Raw genomic sequence first — 17,834 nt, forward strand, 5'->3', positions numbered from 1 at the left:
TTGCATGGATAAATACACCGGCAAACGGCTTGACGGCCGCTACGAGATACATGAACTGGTCGGGGTCGGAGGTATGGCGGTCGTTTACCGCGCTTACGATACGATTGACGACCGTACCGTGGCCGTCAAAATTTTGAAAGACGAGTTTTTAGGCAACGAAGAGTTTATCCGGCGCTTTAAAAATGAGTCCAAGGCGATTGCCGTTCTTTCCCATCCCAACATCGTAAAAGTATTCGATGTCAGCTTCGGGGACAGAATTCAATACATTGTCGAGGAGTATATCGACGGAATCACGCTCAAGGAATATTTGGACCAGCAGAAACGGATCAAATGGAAAGAAGCGATCCATTTCTCCGTTCAGATTCTGCGCGCGCTCCAGCACGCTCACGAAAAAGGAATCGTTCACCGGGATATCAAGCCGCAGAATATCATGCTGCTTCAGGACGGAACCATTAAGGTGACGGATTTCGGAATCGCCCGCTTTTCCAGAAGCGAGACCCGCACCATGACGGACAAGGCGATCGGTTCGGTTCACTATATCGCGCCCGAACAGGCGCGGGGCGACAGGACGGACGAAAAAACAGATATTTACTCCGTCGGCGTCATGTTATATGAAATGCTGACGGGTCAGCTTCCGTTTGAAGCGGACAGCGCCGTTTCCGTAGCCATCATGCAGCTGCAGACCGACCCGAAGCCGCTGCGCGAGCTGAATCCCTCCATTCCGGAAGGCTTGGAGGAGATCACGCTGAAGGCGATGCAGAAGAGTCCGGAGCGCCGGTATCAGTCCGCCGCCGAAATGCTGCGTGACATCGAAATATTTAAAAGAAATCCGAGCACGAAATTTCAGTATAAATATTTTATTGATGAAAAACCGACGAAATATATCGATGCGATCAACTCGGTCAGAAACAACGATCAGCCCAATTACAACGACAACTATGATTATGAGGAAGAACCCGAGGAAGAGCCGGTCAGAAAGAAAAAGCCGGTTGCCATTCTGATCGTTGCCGGAATCGCGGCGGCGTTCCTGATTGTGACCATCAGCTTCGGGGTGGCGGCATTGGTTCACAGCCTCAACTCCGGGCCGAAGGATGTTACAATGCCCGATTATGTCAGCAAAAATATCGACGATGTGAAAAACGAAATCAACAGCGACCCCACTTACAGCTTTACGATTAAAGAAGAGCCAAAGAGCGACCCAACGGCGGAAAAGGGCACGATTTTAGACCAGAGCCCGAAAGCCGGTACGACGGTGAAGGAAAACACCACCATTACCCTGACGGTGAGCAGCGGGGGCGCGACGATTACTCTCGACGATTATTCGGGCAGTTCTCAGGCGGATGTGGAAGCCGCGCTGAAAAAGCTGAATCTGGATTATAAAATTTTGCCGATTGCCAGCGATACGGTAGACAAGGGAATCGTCGTCAGAACCGAGCCGTCGGCGAAAACCGAGGTAACGGCCGGTACGGATGTGATTAATGTTTACGTCAGCTCCGGAAAGGATATCCAGAAAATTCCCGTGCCGAACGTAGCCGGGCAAACGGTTGACGACGCGAGAAAAATGATAACGGACGCGGGGCTTACGGTCGGAACTACGAAAGAGCAGGCAAGCGACCAGGCGAAAGGAACCGTGATTGAAACCGATCCTCTCAACGGCGTAAAAGTTGACCAGGGCACCACGGTCAATCTCATTGTCAGTTCCGGGCCGGCGCAGAAAAAAGTTACCGTCTATGTCCAGCTTCCAAAGAATGTATCGCACGATATCGTGCTGAGGGCTTATCTTGGCAGCGACCTGAATGTTACCAAAACGGTCAATCCGTCTTATAATGACGTGTGTCAGCTTGACTTTACCGGAACCGACGGGCTGCAGACCCTTACCATTACGCTGGATGGAAGCAAGTACAACATTTATTCCCTGAATTTTGACACGGGGGAAGGCAAGCTCCAGTGGTCTACCGCTTATGTGGAGCCGACCGGCAGTTCCTCCTCCAGCGAGATCCCGTCCGGCGGGTCCGTCTCGCCGAGTGATTGAAATGATGATTCAGGGATTGATATTACAGGGAATCGGGGGCTTCTATTCGGTGGAGACCGCCGACCGGATTTACGAGTGCAGGGCAAGGGGAATTTTCCGTAAAAACGGTATTACGCCGCTTGCCGGCGATTATGTGACCGTTTCCGCAGAACCGGACGGAACCGGCGCTGTTGAAGAAATTCAGCCGCGCCGGAATTTTCTGCTTCGCCCGCCAATTGCGAATCTGGATCAGCTGGTGATTGTCGTATCGGCCTGCGACCCCTCGCCGAACCTTCTGAATACGGACCGTGAGATTGCCGCGGCTGTGGACAAGGGAATTGAACCCGTGCTTGTCTTTTCCAAAACGGACCTGATGCCGGTGGAACCGCTTGAGAAAATCTATTCCGATGCCGGCTTCCGCTCTTTCAGCGTTTCCTGCGAAACGGGAGAGGGTGTGGAGGAAGTGGAGCGGATTCTGTCTGGAAAAACGACGGCTTTTACCGGGAATTCCGGCGTTGGAAAATCCACGCTTTTAAACAGTATGTTTCATGACCTGAACCTTCAAACGGGCGAAATCAGCCGTAAACTGGGCCGCGGCCGCCATACAACCCGCAAGGTTCAGCTTCTGAAGCTGAAGGACGGCGGCTATGTTGCGGATACGCCGGGGTTTTCTTCCATTACGCTTGAAAAGAGCGACCGCATCTCAAAGGAAAGTCTGCCGTTTTGTTTCCCGGAATTCGCCCCGTACCTAAATCAGTGCCGGTTTTCCTCCTGCTCGCATACCTGCGAAAAGGGCTGCGCCGTGCTGCAGGCGGCCAGGGATGGAAAAATCAGCAAAACAAGACACGAAAGCTATGTGGCAATGTATCAGGAAATGGATGGGATTAGGGAATGGGAGAAAAAGTAATTTGTATGGTGATCGGGTCGGTTCCGATTGACAGCGCGAAAAATTTTGGGGAATATAAGCCGGAGGACTGCTTTGTCATCTGTGCCGACGGCGGCCTGGAAAACGCCAACCGGTTTCAGATCCGCCCGGATCTTCTGATCGGCGATTTCGACTCCTACCGGGGCGAATTGCCGGGCCAGGTGGAAACCATCCGGCTGGCGGTTGAAAAGGATGAGACGGACACGCTTGCGGCGGTAAAGGAAGGCATACGGCGAGGATTCCGTCAATTTGCGCTGTTCGGCGTACTGGGCGGCAAACGTTTCGACCACTCCTATGCGAATCTCTGCGTTCTTCAGTATCTGAGCCGCCAGGGATGCAAATCTGTTCTTGTCGGTGAATTCTGCAGAGTGTTTTTAATCTGCGGCGGGCGGCTGACTCTGAACGGAATGAGGGGAGCGACCGTTTCCGTGTTCCCGTTCGGGTGCCCGGCATGCCGCGTCAGTTATATCGGAATGAAATATCCGCTGACCAAATCGGTTCTTCATTCCGACGATCCTCTCGGGGTCAGCAACCGCATTGAGGCGGAGGAGGCCCGCGTCAGCGTCCACGACGGTGACGCGTTGATCCTGGTCCAATCTTAAATTCTGTTTTGCACACATTTTACCCTGCCGGTATATACTGTTAATAGAATTTAAAACTGCGGCAGGGCGGTGATCGTATGGGAGGCAGGCATAAATGTGATGTGAAATGCTGGGCGCATTATATTGTGGCGTTTGGCTTTGGACTGCTGCTGTCCTGCTTTTGCCCCATTGGGCTGATCATGTTTTTTGCATCTATTATCATCATTGCGCTGGGCATCGCACTATTCAAGGGGTGCTGAACATAATTCCGGGAGGGATACAACCATGAAGGTAGTTGTTGTACACAGTTCGAAATTCTGGAGTTTTTGGCTTCGCAGGATGTTTAACATTAAAAAGGAACAATAAATTTCAGCCCCCGGAAAACCGGGGGCATTTTTTTATGCTCTTCCTTCCATTCAGGCATCTTTCCCCGCCGATTTTTTCCATTCACATGGTATAAATAAGACAAGACCGGAATAACAATTACGTAGAATTAAAAAAAGGAGAGGGCCTCTATGGATTATATGCTTGACCGCGAGGCGATGGCAGTCGGAGAAGTTATTTTCGACGGTTGCCAGGAGCAGCCAGTCGACCTGAACATCAGCCTGCCGGATTACTGCCCGGATATACAGCGCATTTTAAAATGCCAGATTTACCCAAAAATCGGGTCACGGTCGATCTCCGGCGACCGCCTGATGCTGGAGGGAGGCTTTACCGTAAAGGTCTTTTATCTTGACCCTGGCGGAATGCGGATCCGGTTCTGCGACAGCACCGACACTTTTTCGGCGGAGATCTCTTTAAAACAGGCGGCTGAAAACGCACAGATTTATGCATTCCCGCGCGTGGAATACATAAACTGCCGTGCGACGAGTCCACGGCGCCTGGATATTCACGGCGCCTTTTCGGTGTGTGCGAAAGTGGTTGCCCAAGGGCACAGCGATGTTGTCAGCAACATCGTCGGTTCCGATGTTGAGCAGCAGAAAAAAACAATGAAGATCAACAATCTGGTCGGATTCTGCCAGCAACAGTTCAGTGTGGACGAAATCCTTGAGCTTGGCAGCGGCAAGCCTCCGGCCGACAGCATCATGCGTACGGACGCCTTTGCCGTTCTCCAGGACTTTAAGGTTACGGCCGGGAAGCTGATGGTCAAGGGTGAGGCCTGCGTCAAATTCCTGTATGACGGGACGGAAGAAAACAGTATGCCGGAGGCCATGGAGTTTACCATTCCGTTTAGTCAAATGCTCGACTGCACCGGCGTGACGGACGACTGCCTCTGCGATGTCAAGGTGGGCGTCATCGGGGTGGAAGCTCAGATTAAAAACGATTACTCCGGTGACAAGACGTTTTTTGATACCCAGATTCGATTGTTTGCCAGCGCGGCGGCTTATCAGGGATCGGAAGTAACGGTGGTCAATGACGCCTATTCAAAGAATTTCGACATGAATCTTGAGTCAAAACAGAAAACGGTGGATAACCTGGCGGAACTGGTTGGGGATACCACGGTGCACAAGAGCACTCTGTCCGTCGAAGACAGTACCGTTTCACGGGTGATTGACGTCTGGAACGAAATGAGCACCGTTTCCGCGGAAATTCAAGGCGGCCAGATCACATTTAAAGGGAAATATAACCTGTGCGTACTGGCGTTGGATGAGGAAAGCAAACCGTTTTATTTCGAGCGCCTGCTCGATTTTGAATATACCCGCGCCTGCAGCAGCTCCGGCGACAACACGAAATGCGAAGCACAGATTGCGGTCGGAGGAATCAGCTTCCGAATTATGGGCAGCGGGATAGAGGCGAAAACCGAGCTGCGTCTAACCGCGGAAATTTACAGCCGGTACTCGTTTAAAGCGATTACGGAAGTCACGGCGGACGAAGAGAAGCCGGTTGCCCGCGACAATTCCGCGGCATTGTGCATTTACTATGCCGAAGCAGGGGAAAATCTTTGGAACATTGCCCGCGATTACCGCACTTCAATGGCTACCATCAAACAGGAAAACGGCATAGCCGGCGATGTTATGGAAAACAGAGGAATGCTGTTGATTCCCATGTGAAAAGCGCAACCCTGGTACCGGCATAAAATGATCTCAGCCTTGAGGGGGAGGTAAAATGGAAGAACACAGCAGCAATATCTACAAGGATATTTCGGAACGCACCAACGGGGATATATACATAGGAGTAGTCGGCCCGGTCAGAACCGGCAAATCCACGTTCATTAAACGCTTCATGGACACAATCGTGATTCCGAACATGGATTCCGATTATAAACGGGACCGAGCGGTTGACGAAATGCCTCAGTCGGCCGCCGGGCGCACAATCATGACAACGGAGCCGAAATTTGTTCCGGAGCAGGCCGTGACCGTTAAAATCGATCAGACGGCAACGTTTTCCGTCAGAATGATCGACTGCGTCGGATATATTGTTCCGAGCTCGCTGGGGTACATCGAAAACGACAATCCCCGCATGGTCATGACCCCGTGGTACAACGATCCGATCCCGTTTAACATGGCGGCGGAAATCGGCACCAAAAAGGTCATTACGGAGCATTCGACCATCGGCCTGGTGATTACAACGGACGGCAGCATCAGCGACATTCCGCGTGAAGAGTACGAGGAAGCGGAAGAGCGCGTGATCGACGAACTGAAAAAGATCGATAAACCGTTTATTGTTCTGCTGAACTGCATTGATCCGGACACGGCGGAAGCGGCCGCGCTCGCGGAAAAACTGCAAAAAAAATACGGCGTTCCGGTTCTGCCCGTCAACTGTCTGCGGATGGAAGAAAAAGAAATCCGAATGATTCTGGCGAAGATCCTGTTTGAATTTCCGGTGAAGGAAATCCGTATCGACATGCCAAAATGGCTTTCCGGTCTGGAAAAGGATCATTGGCTGAGAAGCAGCGTATATTCCGCGATACAGGCGGCGGCCTCAAAGGTCGGCCGAATCCGCGAAGTGGAGAATATTATCGGGGAAGTCGGGCAGTGCGAATATGTCAATGCGGCGAAAACCGAATCCGTAGAGCTTGGCAACGGGCACGCAAGAATCGGCCTTTCGCTTCAGCCGAATCTGTTTTATAAGGTGTTGGGGGAAAAGACAGGACTGGAAATCGGCGACGAAGGCAGCCTGATGGATCAGGTGCTGAAGATGGCTGATGTCAAAAAACAGTACGACCGCATTAAGGACGCTTACCGAGATGTGGAGGAAAACGGATACGGAATCGTTATGCCCACGGTGGAAGAGCTCAGTCTGGAAGAACCGGAAATCATCCGGCAGGGCGGAAAGTACGGGATCCGGCTGAAGGCGGCGGCTCCGTCCATCCATATGATGAAGACGCGAATCACGACGGAGATTACCCCGATTGTCGGCTCCGAGCAGCAGTCGCAGGAGCTGGTGGAATACATCCTCAAGGAGTTCGAATCCAATCCATCGCAGATTTGGGAATCCAATATTTTTGGGAAAAGTCTGCACGAATTGGTTAACGAGGGGCTTCACAACAAACTGACGCGCATGCCGAACGACGCGCGCGATAAAGTTCGCGAAACCATTGAACGAATTATCAACGAGGGCTGCAACGGGCTGATCTGCATTATTTTGTAGCAATAGCCAATCATAGTCAGGGTGTCTGCTGAAAAGCAGGCACCCTTTTTATGCTATTTAATGCCATTCCGAATTTTACCTGAAAATGTTTGAATTGATCGGAGCAGGATGGTCATCACAGTTTAGGGTAAACTTTCTATTGCAAAAACCGATGCGATATGTCATAATGTTTGTATAAATATTATCAATCTAACAGGAGTGAAATTATGTTTTCTATCATAGAAAAAAGGAAACTCAACGACTCCATGACATTAATGGTAGTTGACGCTCCCTATATTGCAAAAAAGGCAAAAGCGGGTCAGTTTATTATCCTGCGCGTCAATGAATACGGCGAGAGAATTCCGCTGACCATTGCTGATTACGACCGCGAAAAGGGAACGGTCACCATTATATATCAGATTGTCGGTAAAACGACGATTCTGCTCGATCAGCTGAATGTCGGCGACGCGATTCTTGATTTCATCGGGCCTCTGGGCAAAGCTTCCGAACTGGAGGGTTATCATAAGGCGGCGGTGATCGGCGGCGGCGCTGGCTGCGCGATTGCGTACCCGCAGGCCAAGGCCCTGCATCAGCTGGGGGCAAAGGTGGACATGATCGCCGGATTCCGGAACAAGGACATCGTGATCCTTGAAGACGAGATGCGCGCGGCAAGCGACAGCCTTACCGTGATGACGGACGACGGCTCCAACGGGAACCAGGGGTTTGTAACCGACGCGCTGAAAAAGAGAATCGAAGAGGGAGCGGATTACGATCTGGTCGTGGCGATCGGGCCGCTGGTTATGATGCGCGCCGTCTGTAACCTGACAAAGGAATACGGCATTAAGACGATTGTCAGCATGAACCCGATCATGATCGACGGAACCGGGATGTGCGGCGGCTGCCGCCTGACCGTCGGCGGAAAGACAAAGTTCGCCTGTGTGGACGGCCCGGATTTCGACGGGCATGAAGTGGATTTCGACGAAACGATCAAACGTTCCAGAACCTATGCGGAAATGGAAAAGAAAGCGGCCCATGACTATAAATGCCATCTGATGGAGAGTGTGGAAAATGCCTAATATGAATCCGAAAAAGACGCCGATTCCGGAGCAGGAACCGAACGTCCGCAACAAAAATTTCGAAGAAGTTTCTCTGGGCTATACGGAGGCGATGGCGAAGGAAGAAGCGGAGCGCTGCCTTCACTGCAAAAACCAGCCGTGTGTTTCCGGCTGCCCGGTCGGGGTGCATATTCCGGATTTTATCCGCAGCATCGCGGCAGGGGATATGGAAGGCGCCTATCAGACCATTAAGCTGACGAATTCCCTGCCTGCCGTCTGCGGGCGTGTCTGCCCGCAGGAAAATCAGTGCGAACACAACTGTGTGCGCGGAATCAAGGGCGAGCCGGTCGGAATCGGACGCTTGGAGCGTTTTGCCGCGGATTGGCACATGAAGAACGGCAAGGACGAAGAATTCCATGCGGAGCACAACGGCCACAAGGTCGCGGTGATCGGGGCTGGACCGGCGGGATTGACCTGCGCGGGCGATCTTGCCGCCAAGGGCTACTCCGTTACGGTCTTTGAGGCGCTGCACGCGGCCGGCGGCGTACTGATGTACGGAATTCCGCAGTTCCGTCTGCCGAAGGAAATCGTACAAAAGGAAATCGACGCGCTGAAGCAAAAGGGCGTCGAGATCAAGACCGACATGGTGATTGGAAAGGTTCTCTCCGTCGACGAATTGTTTGATATGGGGTATGAGGCTATCTTTGTCGGAACCGGCGCGGGCCTGCCCAGCTTTATGAATATTCCGGGTGAAAGCCTGATCGGCGTTTATTCCGCCAATGAATTTCTCACCCGCGTGAACCTGATGAAGGCGTATAAGCCGGAATACGATACGCCGATGATCGAGCCGAAGCGCGTTGCCGTGGTTGGCGGAGGCAACGTCGCGATGGACGCGGCCAGAACATCCCTGCGCCTTGGCGCGGAGCAGGTTCATATTGTTTACCGCCGTGCAGAAGAGCAGATGCCGGCCCGGCGTGAAGAGGTCCATCACGCAAAAGAAGAGGGCGTCGAATTTAATCTGCTTTGCAATCCGGTGGCGATCCATGGCGATGAGAATGGAAAAGTGGAGTCGATCGAGTGCATCAGGATGGAATTGGGAGAAGCGGACGCTTCCGGACGCCGCAAGCCGGTTCCGGTGGAAGGCTCCAACTTTAAAATCCCGGTGGACTGTGTTGTTATGGCAATCGGAAATTCACCGAACCCGCTGATTCGTACGACGACCGAGGGCCTCGAGGCAAATCAGCGCGGCTGTATTGTTGTAAACGAAGAAACAATGCGGACATCCCGCGAGGGCGTATATGCCGCGGGCGACGCTGTCAGCGGCGCCGCTACGGTCATTCTTGCAATGGGCGGCGGGAAAGACGCGGCCCGGTCGATCGACCGGTACATTCAGTCCAAACAGTAATTCTTAAAAGATAAGACGGCCTTCGCGGATTGTGGCGGAGGCCGTCTTTCTGTTTGTGGCATGAAACCCTCTGCGCGCCCCGCCAGCAGGCGGGGCGGCGGGTGTGCGGGAGAGTACAGGGGACGAGCAAATCAGTATCCCAGCGTTTCGGGGAGAAGAAAAACCTTGACCCGGCCGGGTTCGCGCTGAAAACTGCTGATCAAAGTGTTGCAGCACATGCGTTCCGGACTTTTGCAGTCGGTGCATTTTCCGGTCAGAGAACAACCGGTCGTGTGAACGTTCAGACGGAAGCAGTTTGCCGCGACAGACCAGTTTTTCACACGGCTTTCGGCTTCCGCAAGGTCCTGGACCAGTTTGTTGGCGCCCGCGATCACAACGACGTTTCTGGGGCCGTAGGCAATCGCCGCGATCCGGTTTGAGTTCCCGTCAATGTTAAAAAGCTGCCCGTCCATTGTAATTGCGTTGGCGCTGGTGAAATACCAGTCGGAATTCAGAGAGCGGAGAAAGATTTCACGCTTTTCTTCCGCGGTCATCCCTGTGCGGTAACGGTCCAGATACTGAAATTTGTCGCTGCGGATAAAGTCCAAGACCCCGGTTTCCTCCAGCGTAACGGAACCGCCGTTTGCGACGACGGCGTTTTCAGGAACCATTTCACCGAGGAGCTTTAAAAGTTCTTCCCGGTTTGCAACGAAACGCGCGTCAAAGCGATTCGCGTTCAGTGCCTTTACCGCCGACTCGATTTTCTTTTGCTCCATCTGTGCTAAAGCTTGATTCATATGAAATCCCTCTTTTCTTATCGATATCTTAACAAAAAATCGGTCATTTTACAAGAATGATTCGAGGAGATCAACGGATCCTCTGTCCGCTTTTGATCCGGTTCGGTTCTGTTTGCGCGATCATTTTCATATGATTACTCGAACATGATTTGCAGGAGGATTTCAAATGAAGCGAAATACAAGAATGGAAACGGAACGGAAAAGCCAAAATTTAGTGGTGACCGGCTCCCGGACGCGCAAAACATGGGAGGAGCCGGAAAATACGGACCTGGATGAGGAATTATATTCTGCCGAGGCCGATGATTTTGAACCGCAGCCTGACCCGATTAACCGCAGGGCAAGCACCAAGCTGCTGACTGTGGTGCAGATTAGCGCCTGCACGGCCATCTTAATTGCTGCTGTAGCTCTGCGCCTGAACGGCGGAACGGTTTATCAAAAAGTGAGAAACTGGTATTTTGAATCGCTGAACGATTCGATTGTAGCCGATTCACAGATGGAAAATATGAAGCATGTGGTAATCGACCTATGGTCAAACATTACCAGCTCCAGACCGGAAAATACCCAGGAAGCGTCTTCTGCGCCGGATCAGCCAAGCAACCCGGCTTCGCAGGCATCCTCGGCAGGCTCGGCGAACGGAGCGGGTTCCGCCCCTTCACAGCCTGAGAATGCTTCGGCTCCGGCGTCGTCCGGTACGCAGACACAACCGAACGGAGCATCCGCGCTGGGCTCCGCTCCGCAATCGGAAAATAACGCTTCCGCTTCGCCTTCTTCTCAGGGGAAGGCGCCCTCTTCCTCCGCATCGCCATGAATTTTACGGTCGGCGGCTGCCGGGTCACTTTCAGCTATTTCTTTTTTGCTCTGATTGCGCTGCTGCTTCTGTTTGACAGAAGCGGTGTGGCCGCGGCCGGTCTGGCTGCGGCGGCGCTGCACGAATCCAGTCATTTTGGCGTGATGTACGCTTTTGGCTGCTTACCCGAAACAGTCAGGTTCACCGCTTTTGGCATTGATATCATTCGCACATCACGGCCGGACCGCGGATACCTGAGAGATGCCGTCGTTTCTTTGTCGGGACCGGCGGCCAATCTTCTGGCCGCAGTTTTGTTTTCCGTCTTCCAAAACTCAACGGCAAGGAATCTGGCACTGGCAGACTTCACGTTATTCGTGTTTAATTCTTTGCCGATCGAGCCGTTGGACGGAGGACAGGCCTTGTATTCACTGCTGTGTACTCATTGGGAGCCGGACAGAGCGGCGGCAACGGTGCAGGTGATTTCCTTTCTGTTTTTGGCTCCGCTTTCCGCGATCGGCTTTTTCGTGTTATTCCGTTCCCCGGGTAACTTTACGCTTCTTCTGGTCAGCGTATATCTGATGATTTTACTGGTTTTTAAAAAAGGAAAATATTTTTAAAATGCCCGCTTCCGAAGTTAGATCGGAAGCGGGCATTTTGAGGCTTGGCTTAGTCTTGTGTAGCCAGTGACAAAGCCTGGTACAGGTAACAGCCGACCAATGCGCCTTGGTCGGGACGTCCCAGGGCCTTTTCTCCGAAATAGACCGCTCTGCCAAACGCGGGCAGCATGGATTTGGTATCCTCAACCCCCTTGGCGGCACCTTCCATCGCGCGCTTACAGCATTCCGCGACGGAAAGTCCTTCTTTCGCCGCCTTTTGAAGCGCGTCGGCTGCCGGAGCAAGGGAATCCACAATCGTTCTGTTTCCGCGTTCGGCTTTTCCACGCTCCATAATGCCACAAACAAAATCTTGAGCAAAGCACGCAAGGTCGTCGACCGTAAGCTCCGTTTTCCCAAGAGCCCCTTTGCCGGATTTTAAAAAAGCGGAGGCGATCAGGGTTCCCATCGTTGATGGAACGGTGCGGGCGAACACCATTCCGGTCTGCACCAAAAGCTTTCCAAGATCGGTCTCTTCGCTTGACAGAACAAATTCCCTGGCTTTTCCGAACCCCGCCGACATCGTCAGCCCAAGGTCGCCGTCACCCATCGCGGCGTCGAGTTCAATCAGATACTCTTTTTTTTCCTCCATCAGACGGGAAGCTTCACAGACAAAATCAACAAGCTGCTTTCTGGTAACAACATTCATTGCAGTGGTTCTCCTTATATTTGATTCTGAAGAAAAAACGGCGTGGAGCAGGGCATGGAAAGGTAAGTCTTCAGTTCACTGTCGAGTTTCAGCAAAGAGATGGACATACCCGCCATATCCATGGAAGTTGCAAATTCCCCCACATAACTGTTGTAGATGGAAATGCCTTTTTCAGCCAGCACGTTCGCTACACGGCGGTAAACAATATACAGCTCTTCCTTTGGCGTCGCTCCCAGTCCGTTGACCAGCACGGAAACCTCGTCTCCCTTTGAATAGGGCAGATCCGGAAGAATGTGAGACAGAATCTCATCCACGATTTCATCCGCGGTTTTCAGCTTGTCTACTTTGATTCCAGGCTCCCCGTGAATTCCCATCCCAAGGTCCATTTCACCGTCTGCAATACTGAAATTCGCTTTTCCCAGCTCCGGGATCGTACAGGGAGTCAAGGCGACCCCCATGCTCCGAACGTGATCGGAGGCCTTCTGTGCAAGGCGTTCCACTTCGGCAAGCGGAAGCATGGATTCCGCCGCGGCTCCGGCAATTTTGAAAGCATAAAAGATTCCGGCTACGCCACGGCGTTTGTTTTCCGAACCCTTGGGGGAAGAAGCCACGTCGTCTCCGGCCACGACCTGGCGAACTTCGATGTTCTCCATCTCCGCCATATCTTTTGCCATATCAAAATTCATGATGTCTCCGCCGTAGTTTCCGTAAAGATAGAGGACTCCGGCGCCGCGGTTTACTTCTTTTGTCACGTCGAGAATCTGCATGGAACTCGGTGACTGAAATACTCCGCCGATGCAGCATCCGTCCAGCAGGCCTTCGCCGACATAACCTAAAAAGAGAGGAAGGTGCCCGGAACCCCCGCCGGTGATGATTCCGACTTTCCCTTCTTTGGTTTTGGAAGAGACCAGACATCTTTTGTCTTCGTTAATGAATTTAACCTGTGTGGGATGAGCAAGATAAATACCGTCGAGCATTTCATCGACATAATCCTGTGGATGGTTCAGAATTCTCTGCATTTTTAGTCCTCCTTAAGAAATCAACTAAATGTTTAATAAAAATAATTAAAATATCAAGTAACGGATACATCATAGCATTTCAGTCATTCATTGTCAATATGGCACATAAATATAAAAATATTATAAAAAAATATTGACATTGATGTTGAATAATGCTACATTAATGTTGCTGCAATTCGTAAAATTTATTAAAATGTCAATTATGGTTAGAAGAATTAAAACAACTACCATAAAAAACAAGCAGAACAAAAACAGAATGTTTAATAAACAAACAACGAGTTTTAAATTACTTTTAGAACGGAGGAAAAAGGGTTGAAAAAATTGTACGGCGTGATCACCGCGATGACGACACCTTTCGATGGCAAAGATCAGGTTGACGTCAACGCTCTGGAAAAGCAGACCGAATTTCTGATTCAGAAAGGGATCAACTGCCTTTATCCGACAGGTACGACGGGCGAGATGTACCTGATGTCCCCGGAGGAAAGGGAGCTTGTTGCCCAAACCGTCGTGAAGAAAGCGGACGGAAGAGTGCCTGTTTACATTCATGCAGGCGCCATGACGTTAAAAGAAACCGTTCGGCTGGCGGAACATGCCTGTAAAATCGGCGCCGATGGGGTCGGCATTGTGACTCCCAGCTATTTTGGCGTTAACGATAAGGCAATGGTGTTGTACTACGAGGAAATTGCGAAAGGTCTTCCGACAGATTTTCCAATTTATCTGTATTCTATTCCTCAATGCGCGGCCAATGATTTGAAACCGCGTGTTGTGCAGGAAATAGCTGACAGATGCAAAAATGTTGTAGGAATCAAATACAGTTATCCCGATATGCTTCGCGTGAAGGACTATTTATTGATTAACGACGGAAAATTTTCCGTGTTGTTTGGCACGGACAGGCTCTTTCTCGCAGCGCTTGCCATGGGTGTGGAGGGGACCGTGTCCGGCTGCTCCGGACCGATGCCGGAACACTTCGTCAGCGTTTATAAGGCCTTTTGCAAAGGTGACTATGAAACAGCACTGAAAGAGCAGAAAATCGCAAACGAAATCTGCGAAATCATACGTTCCGGTGCGGATATGGCCTTCTTTAAAACTGTTTTGGATTACAGGGGACTGGACGGCGGACACATGCGGAAACCGCTGATCGATCTGAGCGAGGAAGAGAAGGCAGAGCTGATCAAACAGATTCAAAGATACCTGTGAACAACAGCGGCTTCCGTTTGGACGTTGCCCATTACGATTTAGGTATTGTCGGCATTTATGGGAAATGCTGTCGATATAAAGACGATTAGGAGGAGCTCGTATGAAAAACTTAAAAAAAATACTCAGCGCAACCCTGACCCTGGCCATGACTGCCGCCTTATTTACAGGCTGCAGCGGTACGGGATCTGCTTCCAGCTCGGCGTCATCTGCCGCGGCCTCGAAAGCGACCGACTTTCCGACCAAACAAATTTCTCTGATTGTACCTTATTCCGCAGGCGGGGCGTCAGATACAGTGGCCCGCATCTATGCTTCCCAGCTTCAACAGGTGCTTGGCAAACCGGTTATTGTCACCAATAAGACAGGCGCTTCCGGAGCCGTGGGTCTGGAGTATGTAAAAAACAGCAAGGCGGACGGATATACAATCGCCTACATGCCGGTTGAATCCACAATGTTAAAGGCCCTTGGCTTTACAACGCTTTCCACCGACGATTTCAAATTTGTCGCAAGAGCGATGACGATTCCGGCGGCCATTACGGTTCGAAGCGATTCCAAATGGAAAACACTCCAGGATTTTGTCGATTATGCGAAGGCTCATCCCGGTGAAATAAAGGTTGGAAACTCCGGGACCGGATCGATCTGGCAGATCGCCGCAGCCAGCATTGAACAGAAAACCGGCTGCAAGTTCACCCATGTTCCGTTTGACGGAGCGGCTCCTGCCGTGGCTGCACTCCTCGGCAAAAATATCGATGCGACGGCTGTCAGCCCGTCGGAGGTTCAGTCAAGCGTTGATTCCGGCGAATTGAAGATTCTTGCCGTCATCGGCGACGAACGTTCCTCGATTTATCCGGATATCAAAACGGCAAAAGAGCAGGGCATTGACGTCAGTGTTCAGGGCTGGGGCGGATTTGCGGTTCCAAAGGATACGCCGCAGGAAATTGTAGATGTTCTGGAAAAAGCGTCCAAGACGGCAATCAATTCCGACGACGTGAAAAAGCTTCTGTCACAGAAGGGTTATAACTTCGCATACATGAACGGTTCCGACATGGATACCGAGGCGAAGAAAGAACTGGCCGATTATTCAGCCCTGATCCCGCAGCTTGGAATTGTAAAGCAGTAATACCATTTCGTCGGGTGGAAGGGGTCTTCCACCCGGCAAAAGATTTTTGCAATGCCTTTGAAACGGGGGATTCTTATGTATAAAGGTGATACGATTCCAGGCTTGCTTGTTTGCGGGGTGGGCGTCTGGTTTCTTGTTCCGGGAATCGGTCTTGGCATGTCGTCTTCTACGATCAGCGGCGTGCCGGGAGCGGGATTCTTTCCGGTCATTGTTTCGTCAGCCGTAATTTTGTTCGGCCTGGCTCTTTTTGTGAAAGGATTAAAAGATAACGGCAAATTCGCTTATTTTGAGATGGACGAGGAGCAGAAAGCAAACATTCGCCCTTTGCTGTTGACTGTTTGTGCAATTCTGGCTTTCTTTATCCTGTGGAAACTGATCCATTTTGTAGTTGCTGCGCTGGCTTTTTGTTTGTTTGTCAACTGGATCTACCACAGAAGCTGGAAGTATAATCTGTTGTTTTCCATTATTTTCGTGGCCTTGATTTATGGTATTTTTAATTTGGGGCTGAAAGTTCAATTTGCCATTTAAGGGGTGCTCTTTATGACGGAATGGGTTCAAGGCTTTTTACAATTAATGCAGCCGATGGTGCTGCTGTCTCTGCTGATTGGCGTAATAGCCGGTGCCGTCATCGGCGCCCTGCCAGGTCTTTCGGCTACCATGGGAATTGCTATTCTGACGCCGATCACTTTCTGGATGCCTGCCGACCAGGGCTTTGCAATGCTGATCGGACTTTGGAATTCCGCAATCTTTGCCGGCGGGATCTCCGCAATTTTGATTAATACGCCGGGAACGCCGGCTTCCATCGCGAGCACGTTCGACGGCTATGCGCTGTACAAGCAGGGCAAGGGCGGGCTTGCGCTTGGAATCAATGTAATTTATTCCTCTATTGCGGGAATCATCAGTACGGTCGCATTGATTTTTTTCTCGTTTCCCCTTGCAAAGTTTGCCGTCGGATTCGGTCCGACCGAATATTTCGCCCTCGCTTTGTTCGGCATCTCCATGATGATTACAGTTTCCGGAACTTCTGTTTTGAAAGGGGTCACGGTCGGTTTTCTCGGCCTTCTGCTTTCCACAGTCGGTCTGGACCCGATCCTGTCCGTCAAGCGCTACACAATGGGTTCCACCGATTTGCTCGCCGGTATTTCCTTTTTGCCTGTCATGATCGGTATGTTTGGAATCGGAGAGGTCCTGTCTCAGATTTTTGAATATAAACAGTCTCAGCAGGACAGGGAGGCTAGAGAAAAAGCAGCCAATCTGGAGCTGGGACGTGTGCTGCCAAATAAATCGGAGGCAAAGGCGCTTGCCGCGCCGACCTTTTTCGCATCTCTCGTCGCAACGGTCGTTGGGGCAATCCCGGCGGCGGGCGGAGACATCGCCTCTATTATCTGCTGGGGACAGGCCAGAAAAATGTCCAAGCATCCGGAAGAATACGGAAACGGTTCCATGGAGGGACTGGCCGTCAGCTGTGCCGCGAACAACGGGGTAATCGGCGGCGCCCTGACAACCATGCTTACGCTGGGGATTCCCGGCGACTCTGTCAGCGCGATTCTGATCGGTTCGCTTACCATGTACGGAATGCAGCCGGGACCCAAGATGTTTACGGACAATAAGCCGTTTGTCATCAACATCATGCTGCTGATGATCATGGCCAACATCCTGATGATGATATTTGGACTTTTAACCGCGAAAGCATCTGCAAAGGTTCTGAATGTAAAACCACAAACGGTTTGGGTTGCGGTCTGTGTTCTGTGTATTGTCGGTTCCTTTGCGCTGAACAACAGCATTTTTGACGTGATCGTCATGTCCCTTGCCGGCCTTCTCGGATTTGCTTTTAAACGCGGCGGATTTCCGGTCGGACCGTTTATTCTCGGACTCTTGTTGGGCGGTATGCTGGAGTCCAATTTGAGAAGAGCTCTGGTTTTGTCCAACGGAAGCTATGCGATATTTGTTACCAGACCCGTTACGCTGGTTTTGCTTCTGTTGATTGCCACGGTGTTTTTGTACCCGATCGTCAAGTCAATGGTGCAGCGGAAGAGAGAAACAACTTAATTCATAAGATTTCCGGGAGCGGAAAGTCGAAAAAGTTTAT

The 17,834-nt window shown here is 51.3% G+C and carries 17 protein-coding genes; 14 read left to right on the forward strand and 3 right to left on the reverse strand.

The annotated features are described in order from the left end of the window. Window positions 1–4: 4 nt before the first annotated feature. From pknB to gltA, 8 genes are all read left to right on the forward strand, one after another. Window positions 5–2,032 carry a Stk1 family PASTA domain-containing Ser/Thr kinase gene (gene pknB / locus ACLQ3M_RS05340; protein ID WP_411676664.1) on the forward strand — a complete coding sequence of 676 codons (2,028 nt, stop codon included), beginning with the start codon at window positions 5–7 and terminating at the stop codon, window positions 2,030–2,032. Between the two features lies 1 nt (window position 2,033). Then, window positions 2,034–2,918 carry a ribosome small subunit-dependent GTPase A gene (rsgA, locus tag ACLQ3M_RS05345; RefSeq protein ID WP_411676665.1) on the forward strand — a complete coding sequence of 295 codons (885 nt, stop codon included), beginning with the start codon at window positions 2,034–2,036 and terminating at the stop codon, window positions 2,916–2,918. Beyond that, a complete protein-coding gene (locus tag ACLQ3M_RS05350) occupies window positions 2,903–3,538 on the forward strand; it encodes a thiamine diphosphokinase (RefSeq protein WP_411676666.1) in 636 nt (211 codons plus the stop codon). Before rsgA ends, ACLQ3M_RS05350 begins: the two co-directional genes overlap by 16 nt. 77 nt (window positions 3,539–3,615) lie before the next feature. Further along, window positions 3,616–3,777 (forward strand): hypothetical protein, encoded by a 162-nt coding sequence (locus tag ACLQ3M_RS05355; RefSeq protein WP_411676667.1) that lies wholly within the window; start codon window positions 3,616–3,618, stop codon window positions 3,775–3,777. Window positions 3,778–4,032: 255 nt separating this feature from the next. Then, entirely contained in the window at window positions 4,033–5,568 is a 1,536-nt protein-coding gene (locus tag ACLQ3M_RS05360) for a DUF3794 and LysM peptidoglycan-binding domain-containing protein (RefSeq protein WP_411676668.1), read from the forward strand. 55 nt (window positions 5,569–5,623) lie between these two features. Then, on the forward strand, window positions 5,624–7,108 hold the full coding sequence (spoIVA, locus tag ACLQ3M_RS05365) for a stage IV sporulation protein A (RefSeq protein ID WP_411676669.1): 1,485 nt from the start codon (window positions 5,624–5,626) through the stop codon (window positions 7,106–7,108). A gap of 206 nt (window positions 7,109–7,314) precedes the next feature. Further along, on the forward strand, window positions 7,315–8,163 hold the full coding sequence (locus ACLQ3M_RS05370) for a sulfide/dihydroorotate dehydrogenase-like FAD/NAD-binding protein (RefSeq protein ID WP_411676670.1): 849 nt from the start codon (window positions 7,315–7,317) through the stop codon (window positions 8,161–8,163). Beyond that, complete coding sequence (gltA, locus tag ACLQ3M_RS05375) at window positions 8,156–9,547, forward strand: NADPH-dependent glutamate synthase (protein WP_411676671.1); 1,392 nt, start codon at window positions 8,156–8,158, stop codon at window positions 9,545–9,547. Before ACLQ3M_RS05370 ends, gltA begins: the two co-directional genes overlap by 8 nt. A 131-nt stretch (window positions 9,548–9,678) precedes the next feature. On the opposite strand, the gene ACLQ3M_RS05380 is transcribed toward gltA, so the two are convergent. Continuing rightward, the gene (locus ACLQ3M_RS05380; RefSeq protein WP_411676672.1) at window positions 9,679–10,323 is read right to left on the reverse strand and encodes a lactate utilization protein; all 645 of its coding nucleotides are present in this window, start codon (window positions 10,321–10,323) and stop codon (window positions 9,679–9,681) included. 166 nt (window positions 10,324–10,489) lie between these two features. Between ACLQ3M_RS05380 and ACLQ3M_RS05385 the strand changes: the two genes are divergently transcribed. Further along, the gene (locus ACLQ3M_RS05385) at window positions 10,490–11,131 is read left to right on the forward strand and encodes a hypothetical protein (RefSeq protein WP_411676673.1); all 642 of its coding nucleotides are present in this window, start codon (window positions 10,490–10,492) and stop codon (window positions 11,129–11,131) included. Next, the gene (locus tag ACLQ3M_RS05390; protein WP_411676674.1) at window positions 11,128–11,727 is read left to right on the forward strand and encodes a peptidase M50; all 600 of its coding nucleotides are present in this window, start codon (window positions 11,128–11,130) and stop codon (window positions 11,725–11,727) included. The genes ACLQ3M_RS05385 and ACLQ3M_RS05390 overlap by 4 nt, the downstream gene beginning before the upstream one ends. A 49-nt stretch (window positions 11,728–11,776) precedes the next feature. Here ACLQ3M_RS05390 and ACLQ3M_RS05395 read toward each other — a convergent pair whose 3' ends face one another. Further along, complete coding sequence (locus ACLQ3M_RS05395) at window positions 11,777–12,412, reverse strand: dihydroxyacetone kinase family protein (RefSeq protein ID WP_411676675.1); 636 nt, start codon at window positions 12,410–12,412, stop codon at window positions 11,777–11,779. 14 nt (window positions 12,413–12,426) lie between these two features. After that, entirely contained in the window at window positions 12,427–13,431 is a 1,005-nt protein-coding gene (locus ACLQ3M_RS05400) for a dihydroxyacetone kinase subunit DhaK (protein WP_411676676.1), read from the reverse strand. A gap of 312 nt (window positions 13,432–13,743) precedes the next feature. On the opposite strand from ACLQ3M_RS05400, the gene ACLQ3M_RS05405 reads away from it, so the two are divergent. From ACLQ3M_RS05405 to ACLQ3M_RS05420, 4 genes are all read left to right on the forward strand, one after another. After that, window positions 13,744–14,628 carry a dihydrodipicolinate synthase family protein gene (locus ACLQ3M_RS05405; protein ID WP_411676677.1) on the forward strand — a complete coding sequence of 295 codons (885 nt, stop codon included), beginning with the start codon at window positions 13,744–13,746 and terminating at the stop codon, window positions 14,626–14,628. 100 nt (window positions 14,629–14,728) lie between these two features. After that, the gene (locus ACLQ3M_RS05410; protein ID WP_411676678.1) at window positions 14,729–15,745 is read left to right on the forward strand and encodes a tripartite tricarboxylate transporter substrate binding protein; all 1,017 of its coding nucleotides are present in this window, start codon (window positions 14,729–14,731) and stop codon (window positions 15,743–15,745) included. A gap of 57 nt (window positions 15,746–15,802) precedes the next feature. Beyond that, the gene (locus ACLQ3M_RS05415) at window positions 15,803–16,273 is read left to right on the forward strand and encodes a tripartite tricarboxylate transporter TctB family protein (protein ID WP_411676679.1); all 471 of its coding nucleotides are present in this window, start codon (window positions 15,803–15,805) and stop codon (window positions 16,271–16,273) included. Between the two features lie 12 nt (window positions 16,274–16,285). Next, complete coding sequence (locus ACLQ3M_RS05420) at window positions 16,286–17,794, forward strand: tripartite tricarboxylate transporter permease (protein ID WP_411676680.1); 1,509 nt, start codon at window positions 16,286–16,288, stop codon at window positions 17,792–17,794. Window positions 17,795–17,834: the final 40 nt, after the last annotated feature.

This window comes from Caproicibacter sp., from assembly GCF_046707225.1.
Lineage (GTDB): Bacteria > Bacillota > Clostridia > Oscillospirales > Acutalibacteraceae > Caproicibacter.

Bases quoted from the DNA above. Each gene is read 5' to 3' on its own strand.
- ACLQ3M_RS05355 (WP_411676667.1), top strand. From the start codon at position 3,616: ATGGGAGGCAGGCATAAATGTGATGTGAAATGCTGGGCGCATTATATT.
- spoIVA (WP_411676669.1), top strand. From the start codon at position 5,624: ATGGAAGAACACAGCAGCAATATCTACAAGGATATTTCGGAACGCACC.
- ACLQ3M_RS05395 (WP_411676675.1), bottom strand. From the start codon at position 12,412: ATGAATGTTGTTACCAGAAAGCAGCTTGTTGATTTTGTCTGTGAAGCT.
- ACLQ3M_RS05400 (WP_411676676.1), bottom strand. From the start codon at position 13,431: ATGCAGAGAATTCTGAACCATCCACAGGATTATGTCGATGAAATGCTC.
- rsgA (WP_411676665.1), top strand. From the start codon at position 2,034: ATGATGATTCAGGGATTGATATTACAGGGAATCGGGGGCTTCTATTCG.
- ACLQ3M_RS05380 (WP_411676672.1), bottom strand. From the start codon at position 10,323: ATGAATCAAGCTTTAGCACAGATGGAGCAAAAGAAAATCGAGTCGGCG.
- ACLQ3M_RS05420 (WP_411676680.1), top strand. From the start codon at position 16,286: ATGACGGAATGGGTTCAAGGCTTTTTACAATTAATGCAGCCGATGGTG.
- ACLQ3M_RS05385 (WP_411676673.1), top strand. From the start codon at position 10,490: ATGAAGCGAAATACAAGAATGGAAACGGAACGGAAAAGCCAAAATTTA.
- ACLQ3M_RS05410 (WP_411676678.1), top strand. From the start codon at position 14,729: ATGAAAAACTTAAAAAAAATACTCAGCGCAACCCTGACCCTGGCCATG.
- pknB (WP_411676664.1), top strand. From the start codon at position 5: ATGGATAAATACACCGGCAAACGGCTTGACGGCCGCTACGAGATACAT.
- gltA (WP_411676671.1), top strand. From the start codon at position 8,156: ATGCCTAATATGAATCCGAAAAAGACGCCGATTCCGGAGCAGGAACCG.
- ACLQ3M_RS05350 (WP_411676666.1), top strand. From the start codon at position 2,903: ATGGGAGAAAAAGTAATTTGTATGGTGATCGGGTCGGTTCCGATTGAC.
- ACLQ3M_RS05370 (WP_411676670.1), top strand. From the start codon at position 7,315: ATGTTTTCTATCATAGAAAAAAGGAAACTCAACGACTCCATGACATTA.
- ACLQ3M_RS05360 (WP_411676668.1), top strand. From the start codon at position 4,033: ATGGATTATATGCTTGACCGCGAGGCGATGGCAGTCGGAGAAGTTATT.
- ACLQ3M_RS05390 (WP_411676674.1), top strand. From the start codon at position 11,128: ATGAATTTTACGGTCGGCGGCTGCCGGGTCACTTTCAGCTATTTCTTT.